At 42.9% G+C, this 22,528-nt stretch carries 22 protein-coding genes and 1 pseudogene; 11 read left to right on the top strand and 12 right to left on the bottom strand.

The annotated features are described in order from the left end of the window. Positions 1 to 170: 170 nt before the first annotated feature. The 5 genes and pseudogenes from ACUYLD_RS16555 to ACUYLD_RS16535 form a co-directional block, all read right to left on the bottom strand. A complete protein-coding gene (locus tag ACUYLD_RS16555) occupies positions 171 to 854 on the bottom strand; it encodes a DUF5819 family protein (protein ID WP_446675537.1) in 684 nt (227 codons plus the stop codon). A gap of 75 nt (positions 855 to 929) precedes the next feature. Beyond that, positions 930 to 1,247, bottom strand: a complete 318-nt coding sequence (locus ACUYLD_RS16550) for a hypothetical protein (RefSeq protein ID WP_039273018.1) — start codon at positions 1,245 to 1,247, stop codon at positions 930 to 932. Positions 1,248 to 1,831: 584 nt separating this feature from the next. Continuing rightward, a pseudogene (locus ACUYLD_RS16545) lies at positions 1,832 to 2,354 on the bottom strand (VOC family protein). A 50-nt stretch (positions 2,355 to 2,404) separates the two neighbouring features. Further along, positions 2,405 to 3,031: a type 1 glutamine amidotransferase family protein gene (locus ACUYLD_RS16540; protein ID WP_446675536.1), complete on the bottom strand. Its 627-nt coding sequence runs from the start codon at positions 3,029 to 3,031 to the stop codon at positions 2,405 to 2,407. A gap of 109 nt (positions 3,032 to 3,140) precedes the next feature. Continuing rightward, positions 3,141 to 4,103 carry a helix-turn-helix transcriptional regulator gene (locus ACUYLD_RS16535; RefSeq protein ID WP_446675535.1) on the bottom strand — a complete coding sequence of 321 codons (963 nt, stop codon included), beginning with the start codon at positions 4,101 to 4,103 and terminating at the stop codon, positions 3,141 to 3,143. Positions 4,104 to 4,383: 280 nt separating this feature from the next. Between ACUYLD_RS16535 and ACUYLD_RS16530 the strand changes: the two genes are divergently transcribed. The 11 genes from ACUYLD_RS16530 (at position 4,384) to ACUYLD_RS16480 (ending at position 14,339) form a co-directional block, all read left to right on the top strand. Further along, on the top strand, positions 4,384 to 5,886 hold the full coding sequence (locus ACUYLD_RS16530; RefSeq protein ID WP_446675534.1) for a hypothetical protein: 1,503 nt from the start codon (positions 4,384 to 4,386) through the stop codon (positions 5,884 to 5,886). A 20-nt stretch (positions 5,887 to 5,906) separates the two neighbouring features. Then, positions 5,907 to 7,010: a pentapeptide repeat-containing protein gene (locus tag ACUYLD_RS16525; protein WP_250266431.1), complete on the top strand. Its 1,104-nt coding sequence runs from the start codon at positions 5,907 to 5,909 to the stop codon at positions 7,008 to 7,010. Positions 7,011 to 7,022: 12 nt separating this feature from the next. Beyond that, entirely contained in the window at positions 7,023 to 7,535 is a 513-nt protein-coding gene (locus ACUYLD_RS16520) for an imm11 family protein (protein WP_446675533.1), read from the top strand. Between the two features lie 12 nt (positions 7,536 to 7,547). Beyond that, positions 7,548 to 8,177: a hypothetical protein gene (locus ACUYLD_RS16515; RefSeq protein WP_446675532.1), complete on the top strand. Its 630-nt coding sequence runs from the start codon at positions 7,548 to 7,550 to the stop codon at positions 8,175 to 8,177. A 31-nt stretch (positions 8,178 to 8,208) separates the two neighbouring features. Beyond that, entirely contained in the window at positions 8,209 to 8,664 is a 456-nt protein-coding gene (locus ACUYLD_RS16510; protein ID WP_446675531.1) for a DUF4280 domain-containing protein, read from the top strand. Between the two features lie 25 nt (positions 8,665 to 8,689). Continuing rightward, positions 8,690 to 11,647 carry a deaminase domain-containing protein gene (locus ACUYLD_RS16505; protein ID WP_446675530.1) on the top strand — a complete coding sequence of 986 codons (2,958 nt, stop codon included), beginning with the start codon at positions 8,690 to 8,692 and terminating at the stop codon, positions 11,645 to 11,647. Between the two features lie 23 nt (positions 11,648 to 11,670). Then, positions 11,671 to 12,360, top strand: a complete 690-nt coding sequence (locus tag ACUYLD_RS16500) for an Imm3 family immunity protein (RefSeq protein WP_235308981.1) — start codon at positions 11,671 to 11,673, stop codon at positions 12,358 to 12,360. A gap of 510 nt (positions 12,361 to 12,870) precedes the next feature. Next, complete coding sequence (locus ACUYLD_RS16495; RefSeq protein ID WP_446675529.1) at positions 12,871 to 13,179, top strand: hypothetical protein; 309 nt, start codon at positions 12,871 to 12,873, stop codon at positions 13,177 to 13,179. A 47-nt stretch (positions 13,180 to 13,226) separates the two neighbouring features. After that, positions 13,227 to 13,544: a hypothetical protein gene (locus tag ACUYLD_RS16490; RefSeq protein WP_446675528.1), complete on the top strand. Its 318-nt coding sequence runs from the start codon at positions 13,227 to 13,229 to the stop codon at positions 13,542 to 13,544. A 100-nt stretch (positions 13,545 to 13,644) separates the two neighbouring features. After that, complete coding sequence (locus ACUYLD_RS16485) at positions 13,645 to 13,776, top strand: HNH endonuclease (protein ID WP_446675527.1); 132 nt, start codon at positions 13,645 to 13,647, stop codon at positions 13,774 to 13,776. A gap of 29 nt (positions 13,777 to 13,805) precedes the next feature. Next, positions 13,806 to 14,339 (top strand): SMI1/KNR4 family protein, encoded by a 534-nt coding sequence (locus ACUYLD_RS16480; protein ID WP_235308977.1) that lies wholly within the window; start codon positions 13,806 to 13,808, stop codon positions 14,337 to 14,339. A 348-nt stretch (positions 14,340 to 14,687) separates the two neighbouring features. On the opposite strand, the gene ACUYLD_RS16475 is transcribed toward ACUYLD_RS16480, so the two are convergent. The 7 genes from ACUYLD_RS16475 to ACUYLD_RS16445 all read right to left on the bottom strand — a co-directional run bounded on the left by ACUYLD_RS16475 (position 14,688) and on the right by ACUYLD_RS16445 (position 22,513). After that, entirely contained in the window at positions 14,688 to 15,569 is an 882-nt protein-coding gene (locus ACUYLD_RS16475) for a carbohydrate ABC transporter permease (protein WP_013311404.1), read from the bottom strand. A gap of 55 nt (positions 15,570 to 15,624) precedes the next feature. Continuing rightward, complete coding sequence (locus tag ACUYLD_RS16470) at positions 15,625 to 16,506, bottom strand: carbohydrate ABC transporter permease (protein ID WP_039273005.1); 882 nt, start codon at positions 16,504 to 16,506, stop codon at positions 15,625 to 15,627. Between the two features lie 32 nt (positions 16,507 to 16,538). Then, on the bottom strand, positions 16,539 to 17,882 hold the full coding sequence (locus ACUYLD_RS16465) for an extracellular solute-binding protein (protein ID WP_250266436.1): 1,344 nt from the start codon (positions 17,880 to 17,882) through the stop codon (positions 16,539 to 16,541). Positions 17,883 to 18,015: 133 nt separating this feature from the next. Then, on the bottom strand, positions 18,016 to 18,816 hold the full coding sequence (locus ACUYLD_RS16460; protein WP_039273000.1) for a response regulator: 801 nt from the start codon (positions 18,814 to 18,816) through the stop codon (positions 18,016 to 18,018). A 2-nt stretch (positions 18,817 to 18,818) separates the two neighbouring features. Then, the gene (locus ACUYLD_RS16455; protein WP_446675526.1) at positions 18,819 to 20,585 is read right to left on the bottom strand and encodes a cache domain-containing sensor histidine kinase; all 1,767 of its coding nucleotides are present in this window, start codon (positions 20,583 to 20,585) and stop codon (positions 18,819 to 18,821) included. Positions 20,586 to 20,864: 279 nt separating this feature from the next. After that, positions 20,865 to 21,857, bottom strand: coding sequence for a Gfo/Idh/MocA family protein (locus ACUYLD_RS16450; RefSeq protein WP_235308970.1), 993 nt, complete (start codon positions 21,855 to 21,857; stop codon positions 20,865 to 20,867). Between the two features lie 212 nt (positions 21,858 to 22,069). Beyond that, the gene (locus tag ACUYLD_RS16445; RefSeq protein ID WP_013311410.1) at positions 22,070 to 22,513 is read right to left on the bottom strand and encodes a HEAT repeat domain-containing protein; all 444 of its coding nucleotides are present in this window, start codon (positions 22,511 to 22,513) and stop codon (positions 22,070 to 22,072) included. Positions 22,514 to 22,528 lie beyond the last annotated feature (15 nt).

Below are 22,528 nucleotides of genomic sequence, written 5' to 3'. Positions count from 1 at the left end.
ATAAAGACCATGTTAATGACTTGTACCCAGCAGAATATATATTAATTCCAGATTCGTGCCAAAAAAAATATCTTTGTTTATAATGGATAAAATAATTGAAAAGTAATATCAACCCGATACATATCCGAAGGATACTTGTGCCAATAAGAAAGCGTTCATTCATAAAAAAATTACGGTAATTCAACAACATCCTTTACAACTCCTTTCCAACCATATACGACATTATCTTCTTTCACTTTAAAATGAAGATCATCTCGCTTTGAATATGGAATTGCATCCGATATTGAAGTCATAAACTGGACATCGGTTATTTCATGTTTCAAAAACTCTCTTTTCGCAAACGCAGAGGCATAGCGGTATATGATTTGTTCAACTTGATCCGAATCCTTTTCTAAAGAAGCATTTATTTCTTTGGCGACATTATCTTTTTTAGATATTTTCTCCATTAATTTATATGTTAGATCATCTTTTCCTCCTATATATAATTGATGTATGTATCCACTTCCAATTCTGAGCATCCTATTATAAGGTGAAAATACTGTCGTCTCATTCGTCCTGATCATAGGTTCAGTAACATCATACCAATTGCTTATAACCGTTTTGGTACTGCCCTCCCCCTTATACTTCACACGTACATATAATTTTAGATTTTGAGTCATAGGCTGGGGAGCAAATAGATGCCAGTTTTGTTGAAAAAACCGTCCAACATAGTTATCAGTTACTGATTTCAATGAAACAGAGACCGGGTTAAGCGGTCCAGCGTGAAGAAAAATAAAGAAGAAATGAACCATCAAGAACAACGATAAAGAGAATAACGTAGCATTTAAAATACACGTTTCGCTTCTTTTTTTCATTTAAGCAATCACCTCTTTTTAATAACATCAGGGAGAGAGAAATATAAAAATCTGATCCTCTCCCTGATATTTAAGCTATTTATCAAAAATTACATCTGCATTCTCTACATCACTACTAGAAACACCTGTACCTAATAGACTTCCTAAGCGGGTCGCTTCTCTCAAAGCATCCTTGTTAGCATCCCAAGCTGATTTACCAACTTGCCATGCTTTACGAGCAAGGGATGTTATTGCTTGAGGCTCAACAGCAGCACCATTTGCATGCGCGCTAATTAAAGGAGAAGAATTTCCAGAGGAAACGTCATAATCAGAAGCGTAAGAAGCGCTTAAACTTACAGTAGAGAAGGCTGTGATGGCTAGAGCCAGACTAAGTATTGTTAATTTTTTCTTCATAGATAATTCCTCCTAAGATGGTTAGTAACAAAAAAATTAAATTTCTTGGTTTTGTGACTTTTTTATTTTCGAATACTATTATTCAATATAATTACTTAATATATCACTCCCTTCCATATTTTATATCTTATTTTCCCTTGCCAAAGATCATAAGCATAAATTTTTAGTAATTAAAATTAAAAATTATTTGGGATTTCTTATTCCATCAGGTGCCGCGCTTCATTTTATAAACCATCGAAAGAAGAAAACAATAACTTGCCATTCCTCCCTCTATCAAAGTTACCATGCATGCACACACTCATACCACAGGAGGAGTAATGTATCCTGTCAAATTGGCTAGATTGTTTCAAGAAGAATTACGCCAGCGATTTTGTAAACAACATGATTAAAACGTAGCAGAATGTCTACAAGCTCCATCAAACTCTATGCCTTAAATATTTCATGTCTACATTTTTCAAATGATTAAAAATAAAAACCCGCTCAATGAGCGGGTTCCAGTATAGAGGCGAGGGGATATATTCAAGCTTTCCTTAACATCATTTCAGCAGACCGTCACTCTTAATACTTTTAAAAAGTGATTGCCTTTATTCTTCACTAAAGCTTTTGGCCCATTCAGCAACCCTACGACTACTTTCTTCTTCTGACAAATCCTCAATCCTGGTCATAATAGACCATCTTACTCCACAAGGATCCAATATACTTCCGAATCGATCACCTGAAACAAAGTTTGTAACTGGTTCCCTTACTTTTGCTCCTCTTGCTACCGCATTTTCAATAACCTTATCAACATTCATTACGTAAATTCCGAAAGAATAACACGCATTCTCTTCATCTGGCGGCAAGACCAATTGATATGACGGATTCGCTGCTCCCAGCTGCAAAAAACCATTTCCAAAATCTAATTCAGCATGAACAATTATTTTATTGCCATTCTCATCAGGATATTCAGTAATATCCTTAACCCTTGCATTGAAAACACTTTTATAGAACTCTATTGCTTCCGAAGGATTCTTCACTGTAATAAGGGGTAATAGATGTAAAGCCGTTGGGTATTCCCTTCTTTGTATATTTACCTGACACTCCTGTATATTCTCTGCTTTCAGTCATTTGACTCCTGCCTTAAATGATTGTAACAGTTCAATTTTATGCACATACCTTTATTGGATTGAATTCATCAACTCATAGTAATATTTGGATGCGCGAGTCTTATTTAGACTATACCAGGCTTCTAATGTTTTAGAAGAAAACACACCCAGAGCTTTCAAGACGTGTACGGAAAATTCCAACGGAGCTGTTCCAGATGCAGTGATCAGTTTTCCATCCGTTACAGCAGACTCCACTTTGTAATATTTTTCGCCCGTGTAGGTGGGACATATCATTTTAAGGTATTCCAGATCATTGCTTGTATGCCAACGTGAATTCAGCAGTCCTGCCTGGGCAAGTCCGATGGTAGCACCACAAATCGCCGCAACCCATATACCTTCCTCTAAACATCTCTCAGCAATTTTTAAGATCGGTTGATGAATGGTTTCTGTCCATGTATTACCACCAGGTAAAATCAGTATATCTGTACTTTCAATGCTGCACTCATCCAGTGTGATGTCAGGCAGGATTTTCAATCCGCCCATTGTAGTTACAGGAGTCTTTTCCATTCCCACGGTAACTATTTTGGATGGAACCAGCCCCTTTTTATAATATCTTCCCGAGTTCAGTTCGGCAGTTAAGTAACCGATCTCCCAGTCTGCCATGGTGTCAAACACATAAAGATATACCGTACTATTCATTTATAGGTTCTCCTTATTTTATAATTTATCAAGTGATACCAACCCTCGGTAATCCATGACTATCCTCATTATAAAAAAGCTTCACTGACATCTGCTGTCAGTGAAGCTTTTAACGTTGATAATATTCCATTAACTCCGACGCAACAGCAACAAGCTTTTTCTTCAAACTCTGTGGTTCGATGACTTGAATGGACTTCCCGTAGGGTAGGAGTAAATAAGGGACATATGTATGAAGTGATTTTTCCTCAAGCAAAAAGATGGCTTGATTGGATGTCCGCTCTTTCAGATGATGCCCCAAAAACCAATGCAGACATAAGTCATCCAATGCCTCTGGCCTGCCTTCGATCATTAAAGAAATTAAACCGTCCTTGCCTACTAAATCAGGCAACAGATTTTGCATAAAAAATTCACGAGCCGAAAAAGCTTCGGAACGCTTAAATAGGGTTGGAGTACGCTTGATTTGTAGAATCCGATCTGCCCGAAAGCTACGGATCTCATTTCTTAGGTGACAAAATGCAACAGTGTACCATTTGTTGTTCCAGTAAACCATTCCATAGGGGTCTATCACCCTATTCTTGGGTTGTTCTTCATTGCTTGTGCGATAATCCATTTCTACAGAGAATTCGTTGGCTACAGCTTGCTCCAATTCCGCCAATACCGGCTGAAGAGAAGGGTCTCCCATGCGGTTAATCACTTCAAATCCGGCTAAATGACGGCTAAGTATACTTTCCTGCTCTTGATTCGAATACATTTTCAATTTTGATGTCGCATTGTCTAGTGCCTCACTCAAAGGGTATCCAGCCTCTTTTGCAAAAATAGCAGCATGAAGGAGTGCCTTTTTTTCCTCCATATCAAATAGTAGAGGCGCTCTAATAAAATTATTCAGCAAGCTATACCCGCCATTATGACCTGTGTCGGATATTATCGGCACTCCACTGGCACATAGTGCATCAATATACCGATAAACTGTCCGTATATTTATTTCTAACTTTTCGGATATTTGTTTTGCAGTTATTTTTACGCCCGAATTCAACATCCATAGAATGGCCAGCATATTATCGTTTTTTGGCATAACATGAACCCTCATCTCTCATTAAAGTGCAATCTTTTATAAATATCTTTTTATACTCCCTCTTACCATCTATTATATAATTTTTTCTACTCAAAACTCCCCTCCGATATCTCCTGCTTCCAGAAATACACATTGTAAATACCTCTTACAATGGTTCATTCTGTAAACTAAATCTCTCTTTTAACCGATAAATACATATGCTGGATTTATCAATAACCACATTACTAGCTGGGAATCTCATAATAACATTTACCAAAAACAACTATAGAAGGAGATACCTATGGAAAACATCGTGACGTACGGTCATATCGAAATCATGCCTTATGAGTTCGTCCGCCTTCATGAACTTAAAATCTTAAAAACAGTCAATGACCATGCCCGAATGATCTGTACAGGTATCATTTCGGAGAAAAAGCGAGAGCTGTACGTACGTGCTTCGGATGAAGAAACTCAGGTCAAAGCTTTTGTCACAGACCAAAATGGCAATCGACAGCCCCTTTTTCGAGGCATTGCCTTGGATGTGGAGGAAAAAGTCGTTCACGGAGTCCATTACCTGACCGTCGAAGCCATATCTCATACCTACGAGTTAGATATTAAGCGGCATCAACGCTCTTTCCAGAACCCCAAGCTCACCTATACGGGTCTGATCGAAAGTATTGTATCGGACTACTCCAAAGCCGAAGCCATGGATGTTGTGTCTCATAAGAAGCCCATCGGCACTTTTATCATGCAATATGATGAGACCGATTGGCAGTTTCTGAAACGGATGGCCTCCCACTTCTACTCTCCGCTCATTCCTGCGGTAGGCTATGGAGTGCCGAAGTTTTATTTTGGCCTGCCTATGGGACTCAGTAAAGGAGAAATTAAATCTACCAATTATAAGGTCACCAAACGGGTTGCGGATTTTCAAACCGCCTCAGAGAACCATATCCCTGGCGTACGTGATGCTGATTTTATCCAATATGAGGTCGAGACGGAGAAATTACTGGAACCTGGCTATGAAGTAACCTTTCAAGGTCATAAGTTGATCGTAGCTGAGGTGCTAACGGAGATGAAAGACGGGGTGCTGACCCATACCGCCAAGCTGTCACCACGAAGCGGCTTACGTCCAATTAAAGACTACAATCGCTCCATTATCGGCGCTTCCATTCATGGCAAGGTACTGAGCGTTCGTCGGGACAAAGTCCGCGCCCAGCTCGATATGGACGATCAGCAAGACCCGAACACGGATTACTGGTTTCCCTACTCTACCATTTATGCATCTGCGGATAACACGGGCTGGTATTGCATGCCTGAAGACGGAGACAGCATCCGCATCTATTTTCCCAGTTATAAGGAAGAAGAAGGGTACGCGATCAGCTCAGTTAAAAGAGAACCGCAGCCTTCCACGGGAAAATCTTCTGCGACTTCTGGACATGCCACAGCTTCTACTTTGTCTGCCGGATCAAAGTCTTCTTCAGCCTTGTCCGCAGCAGCTCCTGCCCCAGATCGAATGGCTGACCCTGCCATTAAGACGCTGCGAACCAAATACGGCAAAGAAATCATGCTCGCTCCGGATCAAATCGTTATTTCCGGGAATGGCATGTCTATTGTCATTAACGATAAAACAGGCATTGATATTGTAAGTGGAAAAAATGTGAGTATTAGCGCGGCTTCAGATATTGTTATGAGTTCCGGTAACATCCAGCTTTCCGCCGGAAAAATCGAGCTGTCTGGTAAAGGCAACACGATTACGCTGGATGACAAAACCACCTTCTCTGGCACGGAAATTAAGATGAACTAACGGAAGGTGAGAACTAGCAGATGGATAAACAAGCGGCGTTACACCATTTTAAAGAGCATCACTTTACACCTTTGCTGGACATTCAGTTGGACATGCTGGAAGCCATGTTTCATCGCTACCAAGCTCAACTGATCTTCGACTTCAAAGAATCGTTCAGGGATTTGTGTATACACATTCTGAGCATGCAGCAACAAGGTCAAAAACAACCCATTGGATATATTCACTACTCGTTCTTGCGCACTCAGATGCTGGAGCAATCCTACCTGTATATAGTCGAGGCTTACTCTGCTGAATGGTACGAAGATGATTCCGATTGCAAGTTAACCTATGACGCATCATGGGCTTACGCACCGATGAGTACCATGTTGGAAACCTTGGAGCAGGAACGAAAAATATATATGGGGACGATCACTTCAGTGGACGTTGAACGACTGATGCTGGAATCCGCTCCTTTTTTTCACCAGTTTGTGAACTCCCTCCTGCGCTTAGGGATGGCAGAAGTGGTTCAAATGCCTGAGTATCTCGCCATTCATAAAGCTGATCGTGTAGCTATACGAACGGGCGAGTACAAGGATATCAGCGAGAATCTATATGTCGAAGATCAGGAAGCACTTCTTGCAGATCATGTGAGAGAGCAATTGATACATTCCAGTGAAGAAGAACCCTATGTTTACGAAAACCTAAAGCGGCTTTCTCTTCCCCACCTTCACCTGATGCAAAAGGATTTGCGCTATAACGATTTTAGTCACAGTGACTTACGAGAAAGCCAGTTTCACAGCTGCATATTGATTGGAAGCATCTGGCAACGAGCGAATCTAGCAGGAGGCAACTTTCAGGGATGCCTACTGACCGATACGGATTTTAGATATAGCGATTTGAGAGGTGCTAACTTCAATAGTGCCAGCGGACAGCCGTATCGGGAACATGGAGTTCGGGTGCCGGGGCTATGTGGACTTCGTTTTGAACACGCCAACCTGGATGGGGCTGATTTTACAGATGTACATTCGTTTGAACATGCATATTTTGAGGGGGCTTCGATGCAAGGAACTCTTGTCCCACGAAAGTACCAACAGCATTGGAAACTAAGCGAAGCACAGCGTCAATCTATTGTGTGGACGGAATAAGGAGGAATGTGTATGCGCCATTATTATGTGCTGGTCGATGATCATCGTATTTCCCGAAACATTAAACCGATGAATTTAGAACTTTTTAAAACGCCATTTGTTGGCATGCCTCCGGCTCAGGTTTTAGATGTTCATGCGACAGAAGATGCCGAGTACACGGACTGGCTACCGTTTTCACCCTCACAACCGCTATTTTCCGATCCTATGAAACGGATCCTAGAACTATACAATACACAAGCTCGTTTTAAGCAGGTGTATATCGTGAACCGGGAACCTAGCCGTCAGGAATTATATTGGATTTCATCTGTTCCCTCTGTGGATGGCATTTCAGAACAGACTGAATTTTATGCGCACGACCAAACCTTAAAACGACTTGTGCTGAATAGCCATAAGGTGAATGGACATCATTTTTTCCGACTCTCCAACGTGAGGGAACCTTATTTCATCGTTAGCTTGGAAGCTGCTGAAAGCTTGATTCGACGAAGTTTGAGTGGTTTTCGGCTACAAAAGCTAGAACTCTTATAAGGAGGTTCAACCTTGACGGAGCATTGGGATGAATTTTTTTTAAAACTGCATCATCAACAAACATTAAAAGAGCAATTAAGTACAGCGGAGAACGATGAAAGCTGGATGATGATATCTATTGAAGAAGCGATAGAGGGAATTTCGAAAGGCTCACTAACCCTACCGAATGAACAGGAGATCCAGTTTCAGACCCTTCCTGTCTTTGAAAATCAACTCACCATTTCCCTGCCTAACTCTCTTATTCCAGAAGTTCGGGCGGGACAGATGGTAAATCCGTCGAAAAGTTTCGTTGTTCAGGACAAGCTGGGTGGAATTCTGTTCGGTCTGCACCAAAGCAGACAAGAACTGGACCCTTCGCAAATAGAAATCTATCAACAACAAATGATTGAGCAAACGAGTCGTGCACAACCAAGTATGAAGCTCGTGGATGAAAAGGCTCTTTCTATTCAAGATAACATCATTGGCTGCTATGAAGCTATTTTTCTAGTTTCCCCCTCTCCCTATTATCAGATTGTTTTTGTGCGTTCCTGGCGCGGCAAAGCTGTGATCGTGAGTTGCCAATTTAAGCTGGAGGATGCTCCCCTCTGGGTCCCGTTAACCTATGCCATGCTGCACACTGCGACATGGTCGGAGCTTTCTTGATTCTATACCTTTTATCCAAGGAGGTACTTATATGTTTTTACCTTTACTTATTAAAGCTCTGGCCCAAGGTGCACTCAGTGGAGAACATTCTTATGTGGTGAGAGGCGCCAAGTTACAGTGCAGTCAAGGTACAGACCCTGGTGTGCTCAATATGATGTACAGCCACGGTGTCTTCATTAAAGATAAACCCGTTCTGAACGTGGACGATGCCATTTGTGGAGCCAATATTAGCAAAATTAATGCTTTTGGACTGTGTAAATTGAAGCATGGCCTTCCTTGTGAACCGGAGATTGCGTTTGGGTCCAAGTGGACAGGCGGGAAGGAAGACGTATTGATTGAGGGGGCACCTGCCCTACTCAACAATTCTACCTTAATGTGTAGCTGTCAAGGTGTACAAGAGGCCATATCGTCCTTTTTTGGTGCAGACAGCACGGGATCGGGTGGTGGAGGCATTATCTCCATTACAGATGACGGACAAGATGGCTGATTTTATCAAGCAAGGAGAGTAAGGGATGAACATCGTAGCGAAAGACCGCTTTACCTATCAGCACTTACATGTCACTTGGCCTTATGGCAAGCTGCGTCTTAGTCACGTCCATATGAGTCACGAGCTCGGAGAACATGCCAGACTGATGATCACGGGTAGTCTAGAAGCCGATCAGGCAGATACAATCATTACCAAAGCAAGCAGCGACGACAAAGTCGAACTCTGGTATTCCGATGCCAAAGACCAGAAGCATCCCTTATTTTTGGGACAATTGTACTGCGTAGATGTGGAGCACAGACATCAGGAGATCGTGGTAACTCTCGACGTCATTTCTCATAGTTTTAAACTAGATACGCAGCTCAAAAACCGCTCCTTTCAGCACATAAACCAGAAATATGTTGAAATCGTCGACGCAGTGCTGGCCGATTATAAGGGCTCGGACAAGATTGATGAAGCGTTTGAGAAAAAAGTGACAGGCCAGTTCATGATGCAGTATCAAGAGACTGATTGGACTTTTTTAAAACGGCTGGCTTCGCATGTGGGAGCCCTTCTCGTCCCAAATATCGTTTCACACCATGCACAAATTTGGATCGGTATTCCGCAAGCCAGACAGCATATTCATTTGAAAGAGGTTCCTTTTTCGTTGCAGCGCAAGATTGCCCCTTATCTGGATCAGGAGGCGAATGGCTGGAGATCTGCCCATATTGCAGACTATACTCGATATACCTTTGAGTGGGATCGAATGCTGAAATTGGGAGATGAAGTGGAGCGCAATCACGAAACCTACGTCATCACCAAACGTGAAGGACAGTTGATTCGCGGCTTAATGACCTGGTCATATGAATGCGCACTGTCGCAAGGCTTGAAGGTACCCAAAGTATATAATCGAACAATCATTGGCGCCGCTATTGAAGGAAAAATACTAGATGTCAGCCGGAATCAGGTTCGATTGCATTTGGATATAGACGATCAGCAGAATCTCAAGGATGCCCAATGGTTCCCCTATTCTGCAGAAGGGAATCAGGTTTGGTATCTGATGCCGGAAAAAGGTGCGCAGGTGAAGCTGTATTTTCCAAGTGCTGACGAAGACGATGCGATGGTCATACAATCGGTCCGAACGAAACCATCCAGCGTTGCTGTCCCTTCATCTCACGCAGCTCAAGGTGCCGTGTTCGAATCGCCTGCAGTACGCCACCAGCGTAAAACAGCCGATCCCGGGGTCAAATCCTTTGCGAATCCACAGGGAAAAGAAATTTCCTTAGGGAACTCTGAACTGTCGATGAGTGCGCAGGAAGGGTCGCTGTACATCTCCATGAATACCCATAACGGTGTCAGCCTGAACAGCACCCAACGTATACAAATTCAAGCCACAGGCAGTCTTAGTCTTTCGGCAGGTAGCATCCTGCTGCAAGGAACCAACGGCTTACACTTGAATACAACAACCGATACGTTGGATTTGGAGCAGGAAGTCAACAGCGTCAGCTCTGAGATTCAACTTAAAGCTTCCCTCCATCAATACTACCCAGAACCGATTTTGTCTGACTTTGAGAAGCAAGTCGCTGAAAAGGGAATCCAAAGTGTGCTCGGAGCACGCGTTAAGGAAAACGTAGGCGCCACGCTCAAGGGAGAATGGGATGCGGGTATAGAGTTTTTAGGCGGTGTATGGGACTCAGTTGTCGATATAGCGGATATGGGAACCATGGTAATGACTCCTTTCGTTATGCCGGGAAATTACACTGGTAAAGGTTTTCTGGAACGCAATGAGACGCTCGAGGGTATTAAGGGCGGTGCAAAGTTTGGCTGGGACTATATTGCCGATTCATTCCAAGGAAAAAAAACAAAGAAAGATGTGGTTCACGACCTTGAAACCGTGTGGGACGGCATAAAAAGCATACCCGATCCGATTGAGCGAAAATTGAATAATTTCTTCCCTAATCCATTGACCGATACCAAACAGGAAAGTTACGACGCAGGATATGACAGTATCAAGGCCGTTGAACGTGTAGCAGATATTTATGGGTTTGTCAAAGGCGGCGCAAAGTTAGTTAGAAAGCTGGGTAAGTTGGGTAAAGAAGAAGCCTCCTTATCTAAGGGACTCAAGGAAGCTGAAGAAAAGAAAGCCGGTAAAGGAGGGACACCGGGGTTATTCGGAGATTCAGCAAAGGCCGACTCTGCTCTGGCCAAAGTTGGAGATGGAAAATTCAAAACGAATGCCATCCGTTTTCCAACCAATTTTGAATCCTTAGGGAGTTACTTGCAAAGTGTAGCAAGAAAGATGAACTTCCGTATAACTAAAAGGTTACCCATTTTCGAAACTGCTGGAGGTCATTATCGGTTTCATGATCCTAGTCCTGACGTTCCGCATTCCAAAGGTTCCGGTGCAAAAATTTCGCCTGAGAGACAAAAACAGATTGATGCGTTAGAATCAGGAGAGTATACGGGTAAGAGCACTAAGGGACCGGAGAAAGAGCCTAATGTAAGCTACGGAAAAGTATATCCAACAAGAACAATTGATTTAAAAACAGAAGGTCATATTATCGATAAAGTAAGAGATTTAAGAACTAGACTCTCAAATAGATTAAAAAAAGATGGAAATTTTGCATACTCTGAAGTGGACATACCAGGAATAGATAAAAAAGAATTTTATGCACACAGTGGCTTAAATGGAGATAATAAAGCGAAAGACTATGCAGATTTCTCATTAAAGCCAACAAAAAAACCTAAATATGAGGCAACCAAAGCGCCGGATAAAAGTGGACGTGTATATAAAAGAGACATGGACACTGAGTATAAAATATTAAATGATCTAGCAGCAAAATTAGATAAACTAAAAGACTCTTCAAATGTTCGTGGGAAAATAAAAATGTTCACTGAAAAAGATACTTGTGGTAGTTGTAGTAGAATTATTAATCAATTCCATAAAGATTACCCTGGTATTAATATTGAAATAATCCACAACAATGATGATATGATTATCCCATAAAAATAGAAAGGTGATAGATTAACATGAAAAGAAACTATGAAGCTTTATTTGGTGCCTTTTATGAGAAATACTTTGATTTTAAAATTGAAAAAATGAGTGACGCTGAGGCCGTCGCAAGAACTTCTGGAGAATTTGAAGGTATATTAAACAAAGGCGAAATGGAGAAAGCCGTAGTATACATTGCTGAAGGAAAGATTTATTTAACGCATTCGAAAATATTTTTTAAAGCAAAAGAAAGATTAGTAGAGGTTTTAAATTCTTTAAATCTAGAAAAGCTAAAATTAGAGATAACCTCAGATGAATATGAAGATTTATTAGAACGTAGGGATATGGTCTTAGATGAAATTGATAATAAGCAGATCGATTATGATCCATTTACGAGATGGTATTATCATGATATGGAAAAGGAAGTAAGACACTTCTTTAGTAGCATTATTACTGAGATTCAAGATAACCATGAAATTGTTGAGAAAATAATCGAACGATTTGAAAATGATTGTGATAACACCCTTAGTGAAAATATTATAATTAAAACTACATTAGCGGAATTATTAATTAGGAATAATATTAAGGTAGATGAAGATCTTCGTAACATAAAGAGTGAGCTAGAACAGTTTAATATTGAAGATATAGGACTACAATTATCAGAAGACGAGAAAATAGATTTAACTTTACGCATTAAAGAAATATTAAGTAAATTAAGTGGGATTTAGTATAAGTGACAGCGGCCAGTCGTCGGAAATAAACCGGTGACTGGCTTTTTTATTTTATACGAGTTGGGTTATATTATGTAACATAGTCTCGAAGGTCTCAGACTTTAGCAACAATTCAATTTAAAATCTGACTTTCTATTTAATACAATCCCTCGATATCCTAATCTACATCCGTTATGCTGCTTCTTAGCGATCAAGGCAGAGCATAAACATATCAAGCTAGAATAAAATAATTAGCTTGGCATCGTCAAGTTCCATCTAAAATGCACTTAGTAGTTAATAGTACAGCAGAATTTGAAGGCTATACAAGTCATCACTGCTCTACTTTCTCTATTCAACTTAGAAGGAAAATAATATGGAATTTGCGCTGAAATGGTCAAATAATATATGGGACGGGTAAGGCTCAAACCCGAAAAGATATTAGGAATACTGTTCAAGAAACACTGAGTTCTCCAGTGAAGAAAATCCAAAGAAATTGTCCCTAATGCCAAAGTGAAATATAGAGGTTCTTTGGCTACTGGTCAGAAAGATCTACATAAAGGGAATGCGCCATTTGATCCAACTGACTTTGATATTGATGCTTTTATCGTTAGTGATAAGTTAGCTTCAAAATTCTCTTCTAGCTCTACTTTTTGGAGAGCTGGGACCGACCTAAGAGAAGATAGACAATTGCAGAAGGAAATTGATAAAACACTTAAAGAATTTTGGGATGGCTTAAGAAGAGAAGATAAAAAGGAAGAACGGACAAGTTCACTCTTCGCATATTTACGCAGGAAGAATACAGTCGTAGATATCAAAAAGGGGGGGCGGATAAATTGATTATGATTAGGAGAATGATTGATTATGAAGAAATCCCCTTATTTTAAATGCTTGTTACCAATATTCTCGGAAGAAAGCCTTATCGTGCACAGATTATTTCTGTTATTTGGGGTGTTCCTTTTATTGGATTAGAAGATCATATTTACGAAGAAGTGCCTACTGTATATATTGATAATTCTATTTTGGGACTTCAGATAGTTTTACAGGGAGCCGGAGGCGAATTGGGGTATACTTTAAAAATTCGTTCTCACACAGATAATGATGAGCCAGATGACGCAAGTGAGATAGAGCTAGATATAACAGGGTATGTCCCCTGCCTTTTTGAACGGACTGATCAAATAAAGATAAAGTGGGTTTACATCTAAAACTACAAGATCGTACACTACAACATATCAAACACTTTAAAAACTTGACAACCATTTGATAAATTTTCAAAGGCTTATTCCAACTTGAACCGCGAGAAGGATGAGCTTTTTTTCTACGCAAAACAATAACATGCCCCCTCAAGAAACAGGAAGAATGCCGTTGGTAGATGAGAATGTTCATGGTAAAGTAAATCATACTGGTGGAAATAAAATTTGGGGTAATGGCGACTAAACCTCTAATAAATTAAAGGGAGAATTAAAATGGGATATGAGCTAAAATGGTCTGATAATATAAATTTAGATGAAAGCAAATTGAGAGGTCTTGAGGAGCGATGGAATATCCGCTTTCCTAAAGAGTATGTAGAAATTGTGCTGAATCATGATGGATCGGTACCCTATATAATAGATCAAAATGGTGAAGAGATTACGGGCGTTGTAGAAGTACCTGGGAAATTAACATGGTCTATACAACTATTATCTCTAATAGAAAAAGAAGTTCTTGGAGAAGTAATTTCTCCAATTGAGCTGGCGTATGATACTTTGAGCGAGGCGTTACCAAAAAATATATTTCCCTTTGCTATTAATGGATCTGGAGATAAATTTTTATTTGATTTTCGGAAAGATAAAAATGAACCCCAAATTTTGTTTCAAAACCATGAAGATTTAATTTTAGAAAGTGAAATAACCGAAGAGGAATTAGAAGAAAAATCACTTGAAGACTGGCAAGACGAAACATTAGATTTTGTATGTGAATCATTCGCAGCTTTTCTTAAATTAATTTCTCCTAGAGACTAAAAGGATTACTCTTTAAAGCTACTGCCCTAAACGTAGCTATAAATAAATGAACTTAATTATATAGATTCGTGAGTGAATTATTTAGAGAAATCATTATTAAATATATATTAAATGCATTTACTCTTTTTTTAAGATGGGTCACTCTAAAATTTTGAAAGTCCATTCCAATTTGAATCATAAGAGGAATGGACTTTTTCAATTTAAAGAAGAAATAAAAAATAGCAGTCCCACCAATCTCCCTGCACCAAAACAATAACTTGCCATCCCCCTAGCATTCATCGGACAAACCGAGAGGTTTGTTCCAATGTTTACACTAGAGGGTACTCTTCTAACCCTGTGGAATTTGTTTTATCCCTTAACCGATCCTGCCGCAATCCCTTCCACAATCCGGTCACTCATGATGAGGAACACGAGCAAAATGGGCAAAATGCTGATCATCAACGTAGCTCCGATAGCTCCCCAGTCGGTCGTATATTGTCCAATAAAGTTCTGAACACCAACGGTCAGTGTTTTGTTTTCGTCCGAGCTGATGAACGTATTGACGAAAATAAACTCATTCCAGTTATAGATCATGTTAATAATAGATGTCGTTGCCATGACCGGGGTTGTCATGGGCAGCACGATCCGGAAGAACATCCGATTGACGGAGCAGCCGTCCATAACGGCCGCTTCTTCCACTTCACGGGGCAAGGCGTAATAGAAGCCCAGCAAGATCATCATCGTTGTCGGCAGATTAAAAGCAACATACGACAGGATGATGGAGAGTGAAGTATCTGTTAAATGCAATTTGAGAAACATACTGAACAACGGAATCAAGGTGGAATGGACTGGAATCATTAGTCCGACCATAAATAGCCCGAGAACCAGCTGACTTCCTTTCCACCGCATACGCGTAATGGCAAACGTTACAAAGCTGGCTAGCAGCACCGTCAACGCCACGGATATGACCGTAATCCACACACTATTGAAAAAATACCGCCCGATATTGCCGCTGGTCCACACATTCATATAGTTCTCCCAATGCGGCTGGGACGGGAGTGCAAACGGCGGAAGGTTAAATACTTCCTGATTATTTTTAAGCGAGAACAACATCAGCCACACCAGCGGTAAAAGCTGCGTCACCGCCAAGATGATTAAAATGATATACAAAGCGGCATAACCGACCCGAGTTAACATTTTGCCGCGGGTAGCGACTCCAAGCGGATAGTTGGCGGCTGCCTGGGTTTTCATATCCGTTCCTCCCTCTTCCTGTCCTTTGTTACCCTCATCTATTAGCAAGACTGCATTATGAATACTGGATGGTGTCACTCGTAGCCGTAACTTTGCGGATCAGCCACGTAGCAATCAGACAGATGAGCAGCAGGGCAAAGGCTGTAGCGCTGCCGTATCCAAAATCAAAGCTGCGGAATGCCTGGTGGTACATGTAAGAGGCCATCACTTCACTGGCTCCATTCGGTCCACCATCCGTCATGACGTAGATGAGGTCAAAATATTTGAGCGAGCCGACAATGGACAATATGATCGTAACGTTAATCACCTCTCGCAGCAGGGGCAATTTGATACGAGTCGCAATCTGCCAGGCACTGGCCCCGTCGATCCGTGCAGCCTCCATCAGCGTTTCGGGAATGTTTTTCAGCCCGGCATAATAGATCAGGATATAAAAGCCCGCATATTGCCAAATAATCGGAATGAACAAGGCAAACAGCACCAAGGACGGATTAGCTAACCATTCAGGCGGATTGTGGACTCCGACCGACGCCAGTATGGAATTGAACACTCCGTTCGTTGGATGATACATTTTGAGCCACAGCTGTGCGATCGCTACAGATGACAACAGCATGGGAATCAGATAAATTTTCCGCAGCAGATTCGCTCCCTTGATTTTTCCTGACAAAATCATCGCAATGACCAGATAACCGATCAGACTGATGCCTGAAAACAAGGCCAACAGCAGCGAATGCCAGGCACTTTGCCAGAATGCACTGTCAGTGAGCAAATGTTGATAATTGTCCAGCCCCACAAAAGTCATAGAGCCGATTCCATTCCACTGATTCAGGCCGTAATAGCCGGTCAGTACGATGGGTACATATATTACGGCGAATAACAGCAGCAGAGAAGGCAATACATATAGAGCAATGACAAGCTTATTGGACATGACCTTTTCCACGGTCGGACCTCCTTAGGTGGTCAATTTCAGTTTCAATTTTCTTTCTCGATGGCAGCCTTATGCCGCTCGGCAAATTGTTGCGGTGTCACCGCTTTACCAAACAACGCCTGAATCATATTCAAATGTACCTGCGCTGCATTCGGCTTCATCTGTACATCGGCGAACAATGTAATGCTGCTGGCTTGATTCAGTCCGTTCAGCAAATCGACATACAGCTTGGGCAATTTTTCTTTGGAGGTGTCCACTTTCGTCGCCGGAATTACGCCCGCCTGTGTGACCGATTGCTCTCCCCACTTGACTACGAAGTATTCAACGAACGCTTTGGCCTCTTCTTTTACCTTGGAATTTTCCGAAACGAACAAACCTACTCCCGGACCTCCTACCCAACTGTTCTCGTTGCCCTTGCCGCCTTCAACCATCGGGAATTTAAAGAAGCCAATTTGATCTTTAAATGCTTGCGGGATTGCAGGATTGGTCGTAAAATTCGGCAATTCCCAAGTAGCCATTAAATACATAGCCGCTTTGTCGTTCATAAACTCGGATTTTCCCTCATCATTGGACAAGCCGTTAAATCCTTTGTTAAAGGCATTCATATCCACAAGCGTCTGGACTTCGGAGGCCGCCTGAATTAAACCAGGGTCATCGAACGATCCTGAGCCGTCAATCGCTTTTTTCAGCGTTTCGTTACCTGCTATACGGTCCGCCAGATACATATACCAGAGCGAGCCGGTCCAGCGGTCTTTATTGCCCAATGCAATCGGTGCAACTCCATGATCCGTAAGTGTTTTCACAACTTGCTTAAATTCGTCAAATGTCGCTGGTACCTTCAAGTTGTATTTTTGGAATATGGCTTTGTTGTAATAAATAGGTGTAATGTTCAATTCAATCGGAAGCGCATACGTTTTGCCATTCAGCGCATAAGCTTCGGTCGTTCCCGGTACGAATTTGTCCTTCAGCTTGGAACCATTCAACAGGTCATCCATCGGCGTAAATAATCCACCTTTAACGTAAGGCTCCATAAAACCCGCTGCCCAGGTGATGCCGATATCCGGCAATTCATTGGAAGCTGACAGCACTTTGAGTTTGTTTTTATATTGTTCATTTTCCAGCACTTCCTGCTGAATGACGACATTCGGATGATCCTTTTGGTATTGATCTATAATCTGAGTCACAAGCTTGCTCTGCTGTGCCGAGCTTCCCTCTGGCCACAGGTGCATCATTTTAAGTGTAACCTTTCCCCCTTCTCCACTGGAACCGCCTTGACCATCCTTACCAGCACCGCAACCGGATAGCACCAGCATGAATGACAGCAGCAGGGTCAACCCAGCAAACCATTTTTGATGTGAGCGCTTACGCAAACCATACTCGTTGGACATCGTTAGACCTCCGTTTGTTGTATTTATTTTTTGTAACCGTTATCATTTGTAAGTTTAGCACTCCATTCCTGCTTCCAACAGGGTACACTCATTGGGTATAATTCCACTTTTATTGGGTTTGATCTGCCTACTGTCAGTCGATATTCTCCGGCCCTGTACGCATCTGCTGCCTGTAGCGGCTAGGACTTATCCCCTCGGTCGCTTTGAATACTTTAATAAAATATTTATCTGTCCGGTAGCCTGATCGCTCGCCGATTTGGGCAATCGTCAACTGGGTATGCAGCAACAGCTCCTTGGCCCGTTGAATCCGCAGTCGATGCAGATATTCGCTGAAGGACAAACCACTTTGCTCCTTGAATAAAACACTAAAATAGCTCGCATTCAGGTGTGAATGCGCGGCAGTCTGCGCCATCGTAATGGATTCGTGAAGATGCTCCGCCATATAGGTGAAGGCACGTCGTACCGGATCACTAAGAGTAGCCGCCTGGAGATCAAGCTCTAGCAGAACAGGGTCAGCCAGCTTGTCCAGCTTCTCGTACCGCTGCCGCTCCTCTTCAAGCCGAAGCGCTTCATTGACCGCATTCAGCAGCTCCTGCTTATCAATCGGTTTGAGCAAATAATTGACGGCTCCCAGACGAAGCGCCTGCTGGACATAATCAAATTCCGCATATCCCGAGATGACAATGATCGCTGGTCGTCGTGAATCCCGTTCCAGAGAGCGGATTAAATCCAGCCCACTGAATTCCGGCAACCGGACATCCGTAATCAACAGGTGAACTGTCTCCGCTCGCAGTATAGTTAATGCTTCCAAACCATTACCAGATGTCACAATCCGGTATTTCCCGGCGGCCCATTGCTCCAGTGTCTGGTGTATCCCCTGACGTGTTCGCTGTTCATCGTCTACAATGACAATGGTTTTGGATGAAACACTCATTCCTACCGCCCTCCATATTCATCAGGAATTTCAAAAGCGACCACAGTTCCTTCCTGCTCAGCACTATGTATCAGCATACCGTCCGTTGGATAAGATGCGCTGTCATAATAGAGAGCGAGCCTGCGCTGCACATTCACTAGTCCCATACCGGTTCCCTTGCTCTCGCAGGCTGCTCCCCCCATCAACGCTGTACGCACAGCCGCAAGTTCTTCCATTGTCATTCCAGGTCCGTTATCTATGACCGCGATCTTGGTCCAACCCGATCTGGTCGAAGGAGTGACACTGATTTCAACGCGACCGTTGCCGATGCGATTTTCGACACCATGCAAAATGGCATTCTCTAGAATAGGCTGGATCAGCAGTTTAGGAAGCGGAATTCTGGCTGCCTCTGAAGGCATATGAATTTGCCAGCTCAGACGTTCACCCAGACGCATCTCCATCAGTTCCAGATAACGACGGATTTGCGCCATTTCTTCCCCGAGGGTCACCCAAGAGTCATGGTGAGCCGGTTCGATAACATAACGAAACAGCCGCGACATGGACACCATCAGCTCCGCAAGCTCCTCCTCTCCCTTCTCCTGTAACGACCAGTTGAAAGCATCCAGCGTATTAAAAAGAAAATGCGGATTGATCTGCGCCTGCAGAGCTTTAAGCTCGGTCTGGCTTTGTAAAACCTCCTTCTCACAAATAACACGGATCAATTCATTAATATCGACAATCATCGTATTGTACTCTGCGTTCAATTCTCGCAGCTCGACTGCTGCTGCCGGTTCTGGATTCAGGGCCAATGCCCCTTCCCGTGAACGACGCATCGCCTGAATCAAGTGACCTATCGGTCTTGTAATCAACGTAGACAACATAAAGGACATGAACAGAAATAGCACGGCACCAAGAGACGCGGAAATGATAAGTGTAGTTCGTAAAACCGTAATTCCGTCTGTGACGACGCTAACCGGAATCAGAATCAGCAGCGACCAGCCCGTCCGCTCCGACTGCTGAACCGCCTTCACATATTCCCGCTCCCCAATATGAACCGTCTGTGTCTTGCTATGCAGTACACCTGACAAATCCGTCTGGTTCATTGGTTCACCCGACAGCAGCTGGCCTTGACGATCTACAAGCAGCATGGTTTCATCCGCTTCTTCATTGACTGTTGACGCATCATTCAGTCCAAAATAACTTCGCTCCATACGGGTAATCAAGTACCCTCCTCGTGAGAACCAGCGATCCACCAGACTTACCTGCCGAATTGCCAGCAGTGACCGAGGGTCTTCGGGATCAATACCGATCCAGACCAGTCTTCCTTTCATCTGATTCGCTTCCCGGATGTCTGCCTGTCCAATACGTTCCTCCAGACTGCCCTCTCTAATCGGAAACAACATCTTTCCTTCGGCGGTATACAGCTCCAGTGAGCCGACACTCGGCATATATGCCTGATAGCTATGCATCACTTGCAGTAGGGATTGGCGCTGTCCGAAATTTACCTTGCCCCCGTTACGCTCCTCCAGCAAAATATGCTGAACAGACGGGTGATTCGCGACCTGCTCCGTCAAGCTGTCCATCTGGCCGATTAATGCATCCAGCCTACCGCTTGCTTGTACGGCGGTCTGACCAATATGTCGCTCAGCACTGTCTTTTAACAAGTGAGACACATTGAGATAAATGAACGCCCCTGCTACACTCATCATAATGAGCATCACTAGTATAAATCCGATAAAAATCTGATTACGTAATGTGTTTAATGGCTGAAACCTTGACCTTGAACGCATATGCCTTCTCCCCCTGAACCATCGCAGAAAAAATGGGTGATGATAACGCTTTCCTTTTCCTATTCTATCGTATCATTCGTTCTTGTTGGCGTATTTTCAGCAGAGATTAATCAAAATGGACAGGAATGCTATGAAATAGAAAGATCGTAGGGTAAACGAAAAAAATGACTCCAGACAAATGCAGGAGCCATCTACTGACCAGTTAAACCGAAGCTTCTTTCAAATCACCCAAACTAAGGTACCGTCCAGGCTCCAAAGCTTGGATATAAAATAGATATCCTATTGGAGCGCAGCCAAAATGCGGTCGCACAGTTCCATCGTTTTCACGTTGTCCCGTCCACTTGAATCAGGCGTCCGTCCTTCTTGGCAGCAGTTCATGAAATGTGCGATTTCACCAACAAAACCGCGCAAGTACAAATCACGGTATCCGCCCGACATCGCGGAGGCTGACGGTGTCAGAACCGTATCGTTTTCCGCAAGGGATTTCCAAGGAAGCTCTGTATGACTCTCCGACTTGTGAATGATCAGTGTATTCACCTCATCCGCGTTCGCAAAACCGTGATCAAAGGTTACCGTGATCCCTTCACTCTCGCGTGTCCATGCTGTCATACCTGCGAAGTATACGCTGCCCACTACACCATTTTCAAATTTCAGGGCAATCGTATGGGAAATACACTCACCGTTATCGTTCGCAAATCCGGTAACCTGTACCACTTCCCCGAACAAATAACGTACCAGATCGACCATGTGGACCGCCGCCAGCTTCATGAAATCTTCGCCGGTTTTACAAAACAGGGTACTGTCCACGAGAAATTTCGCCTGAAATGAGCGTGCGGCTCCAAGCGAGCCACCCTCAATTAATTCTTTTAATTTTATGTATACAGGTGCGTAGCGCTTCATGAAGCCGACCATCAGGACAACGCCTGCTGCTTCTGCCGCATCTGCAATTTGGGCCGCTTCTTGCGCATTCCAACCCAGTGGCTTGTCTACAAAAACATGTTTTCCAGCCTTAATGCAGTCCAGTACGAGCGAAGGATGATCTGCCGCTTGTGCAATCACGACAACTCCATCACAGTCTTCCTGCTCCAGCATAGCCTTGTAATTGTCATAAGGTGTGCCGCTGCTTCCAAACCGCTGAAGTGCTGTCTTCGATCTGCTTAGATCTCTAGTCGCAATCGCCTGAATTTCAGCACCTGCCCCAATAACAGCAGGATATATATTTGTTGAAGCGTGAAAGCCCGCCCCGATAAAACACAGCTTCGCCTTGCTCATGTTAGTCCCTCCCATGTACACACTAAAATAATCCGATCCCATCGTACCATATTGCTGAAGTATATATACAGTGGCATAAAGATATAGGGCGTGATTCTTAAGGAGAACAAGCTAAAAAAACCTTAACAAAGATAATCCCTTATCCTTGTTAAGGCTCTGTCTGCATCACCAGTATTGATCCTTAAATCACATTCAATTACAGGGTTCAGACATTATCTTGTAGATAACGAAGCCCATTTTTGCTCCAGCCACTGATCAAATTCAGCACCCTTGTCGCCTTCGTAGATGTCATAAATATCGACTCTCATCTTGTGCAGCTTCTCGCGAAAATCGTTATAGGTATGGTCGGCTGGCAGGCTTTTTTTAATCCGCACCAGAATCTTCGTCAGACCCTTAACAAGTTCACCCTCTTTGCGCACAGGCGGCTGTACATTCTCGCCCCATTCCTGAAGTCTGCGGTAAGCGGCTTCCTGAACGGCATATACCGTATCATTATTCAACCGGTGTGTCAGCAAGTCAATCGTCTGCTGATTCTTCCATGCACCCAGATCATTTACCGCGGCTAGGCGTGTTTTCCAATCGGAGGTTCGGTTTGCAGCTACTTTAAGCTGCTCATATACTTCTGCAAATTCTTGCTGAGTTTCGTTGTTTTCCAAAATCATCTCATCCTT

The organism is Paenibacillus sp. SER-28, from assembly GCF_052906305.1.
The sequence above is the reverse complement of the archived record's forward strand: the minus strand, read 5'-3'. Positions and strand labels throughout refer to the sequence as shown.

What these genes read in the sequence shown, in the direction of transcription:
- ACUYLD_RS16535 (WP_446675535.1), bottom strand. Translation starts at nt 4,103, where the DNA reads ATGCCAAAAAACGATAATATGCTGGCCATTCTATGGATGTTGAATTCG.
- ACUYLD_RS16460 (WP_039273000.1), bottom strand. Translation starts at nt 18,816, where the DNA reads ATGAGTGTTTCATCCAAAACCATTGTCATTGTAGACGATGAACAGCGA.
- ACUYLD_RS16525 (WP_250266431.1), top strand. Translation starts at nt 5,907, where the DNA reads ATGGATAAACAAGCGGCGTTACACCATTTTAAAGAGCATCACTTTACA.
- ACUYLD_RS16505 (WP_446675530.1), top strand. Translation starts at nt 8,690, where the DNA reads ATGAACATCGTAGCGAAAGACCGCTTTACCTATCAGCACTTACATGTC.
- ACUYLD_RS16540 (WP_446675536.1), bottom strand. Translation starts at nt 3,031, where the DNA reads ATGAATAGTACGGTATATCTTTATGTGTTTGACACCATGGCAGACTGG.
- ACUYLD_RS16475 (WP_013311404.1), bottom strand. Translation starts at nt 15,569, where the DNA reads ATGAAAACCCAGGCAGCCGCCAACTATCCGCTTGGAGTCGCTACCCGC.
- ACUYLD_RS16485 (WP_446675527.1), top strand. Translation starts at nt 13,645, where the DNA reads ATGAGCTTTTTTTCTACGCAAAACAATAACATGCCCCCTCAAGAAACA.
- ACUYLD_RS16520 (WP_446675533.1), top strand. Translation starts at nt 7,023, where the DNA reads ATGCGCCATTATTATGTGCTGGTCGATGATCATCGTATTTCCCGAAAC.
- ACUYLD_RS16490 (WP_446675528.1), top strand. Translation starts at nt 13,227, where the DNA reads ATGCTTGTTACCAATATTCTCGGAAGAAAGCCTTATCGTGCACAGATT.
- ACUYLD_RS16450 (WP_235308970.1), bottom strand. Translation starts at nt 21,857, where the DNA reads ATGAGCAAGGCGAAGCTGTGTTTTATCGGGGCGGGCTTTCACGCTTCA.
- ACUYLD_RS16500 (WP_235308981.1), top strand. Translation starts at nt 11,671, where the DNA reads ATGAAAAGAAACTATGAAGCTTTATTTGGTGCCTTTTATGAGAAATAC.
- ACUYLD_RS16550 (WP_039273018.1), bottom strand. Translation starts at nt 1,247, where the DNA reads ATGAAGAAAAAATTAACAATACTTAGTCTGGCTCTAGCCATCACAGCC.
- ACUYLD_RS16455 (WP_446675526.1), bottom strand. Translation starts at nt 20,585, where the DNA reads ATGCGTTCAAGGTCAAGGTTTCAGCCATTAAACACATTACGTAATCAG.
- ACUYLD_RS16510 (WP_446675531.1), top strand. Translation starts at nt 8,209, where the DNA reads ATGTTTTTACCTTTACTTATTAAAGCTCTGGCCCAAGGTGCACTCAGT.
- ACUYLD_RS16555 (WP_446675537.1), bottom strand. Translation starts at nt 854, where the DNA reads ATGAAAAAAAGAAGCGAAACGTGTATTTTAAATGCTACGTTATTCTCT.
- ACUYLD_RS16465 (WP_250266436.1), bottom strand. Translation starts at nt 17,882, where the DNA reads ATGTCCAACGAGTATGGTTTGCGTAAGCGCTCACATCAAAAATGGTTT.
- ACUYLD_RS16480 (WP_235308977.1), top strand. Translation starts at nt 13,806, where the DNA reads ATGGGATATGAGCTAAAATGGTCTGATAATATAAATTTAGATGAAAGC.
- ACUYLD_RS16530 (WP_446675534.1), top strand. Translation starts at nt 4,384, where the DNA reads ATGGAAAACATCGTGACGTACGGTCATATCGAAATCATGCCTTATGAG.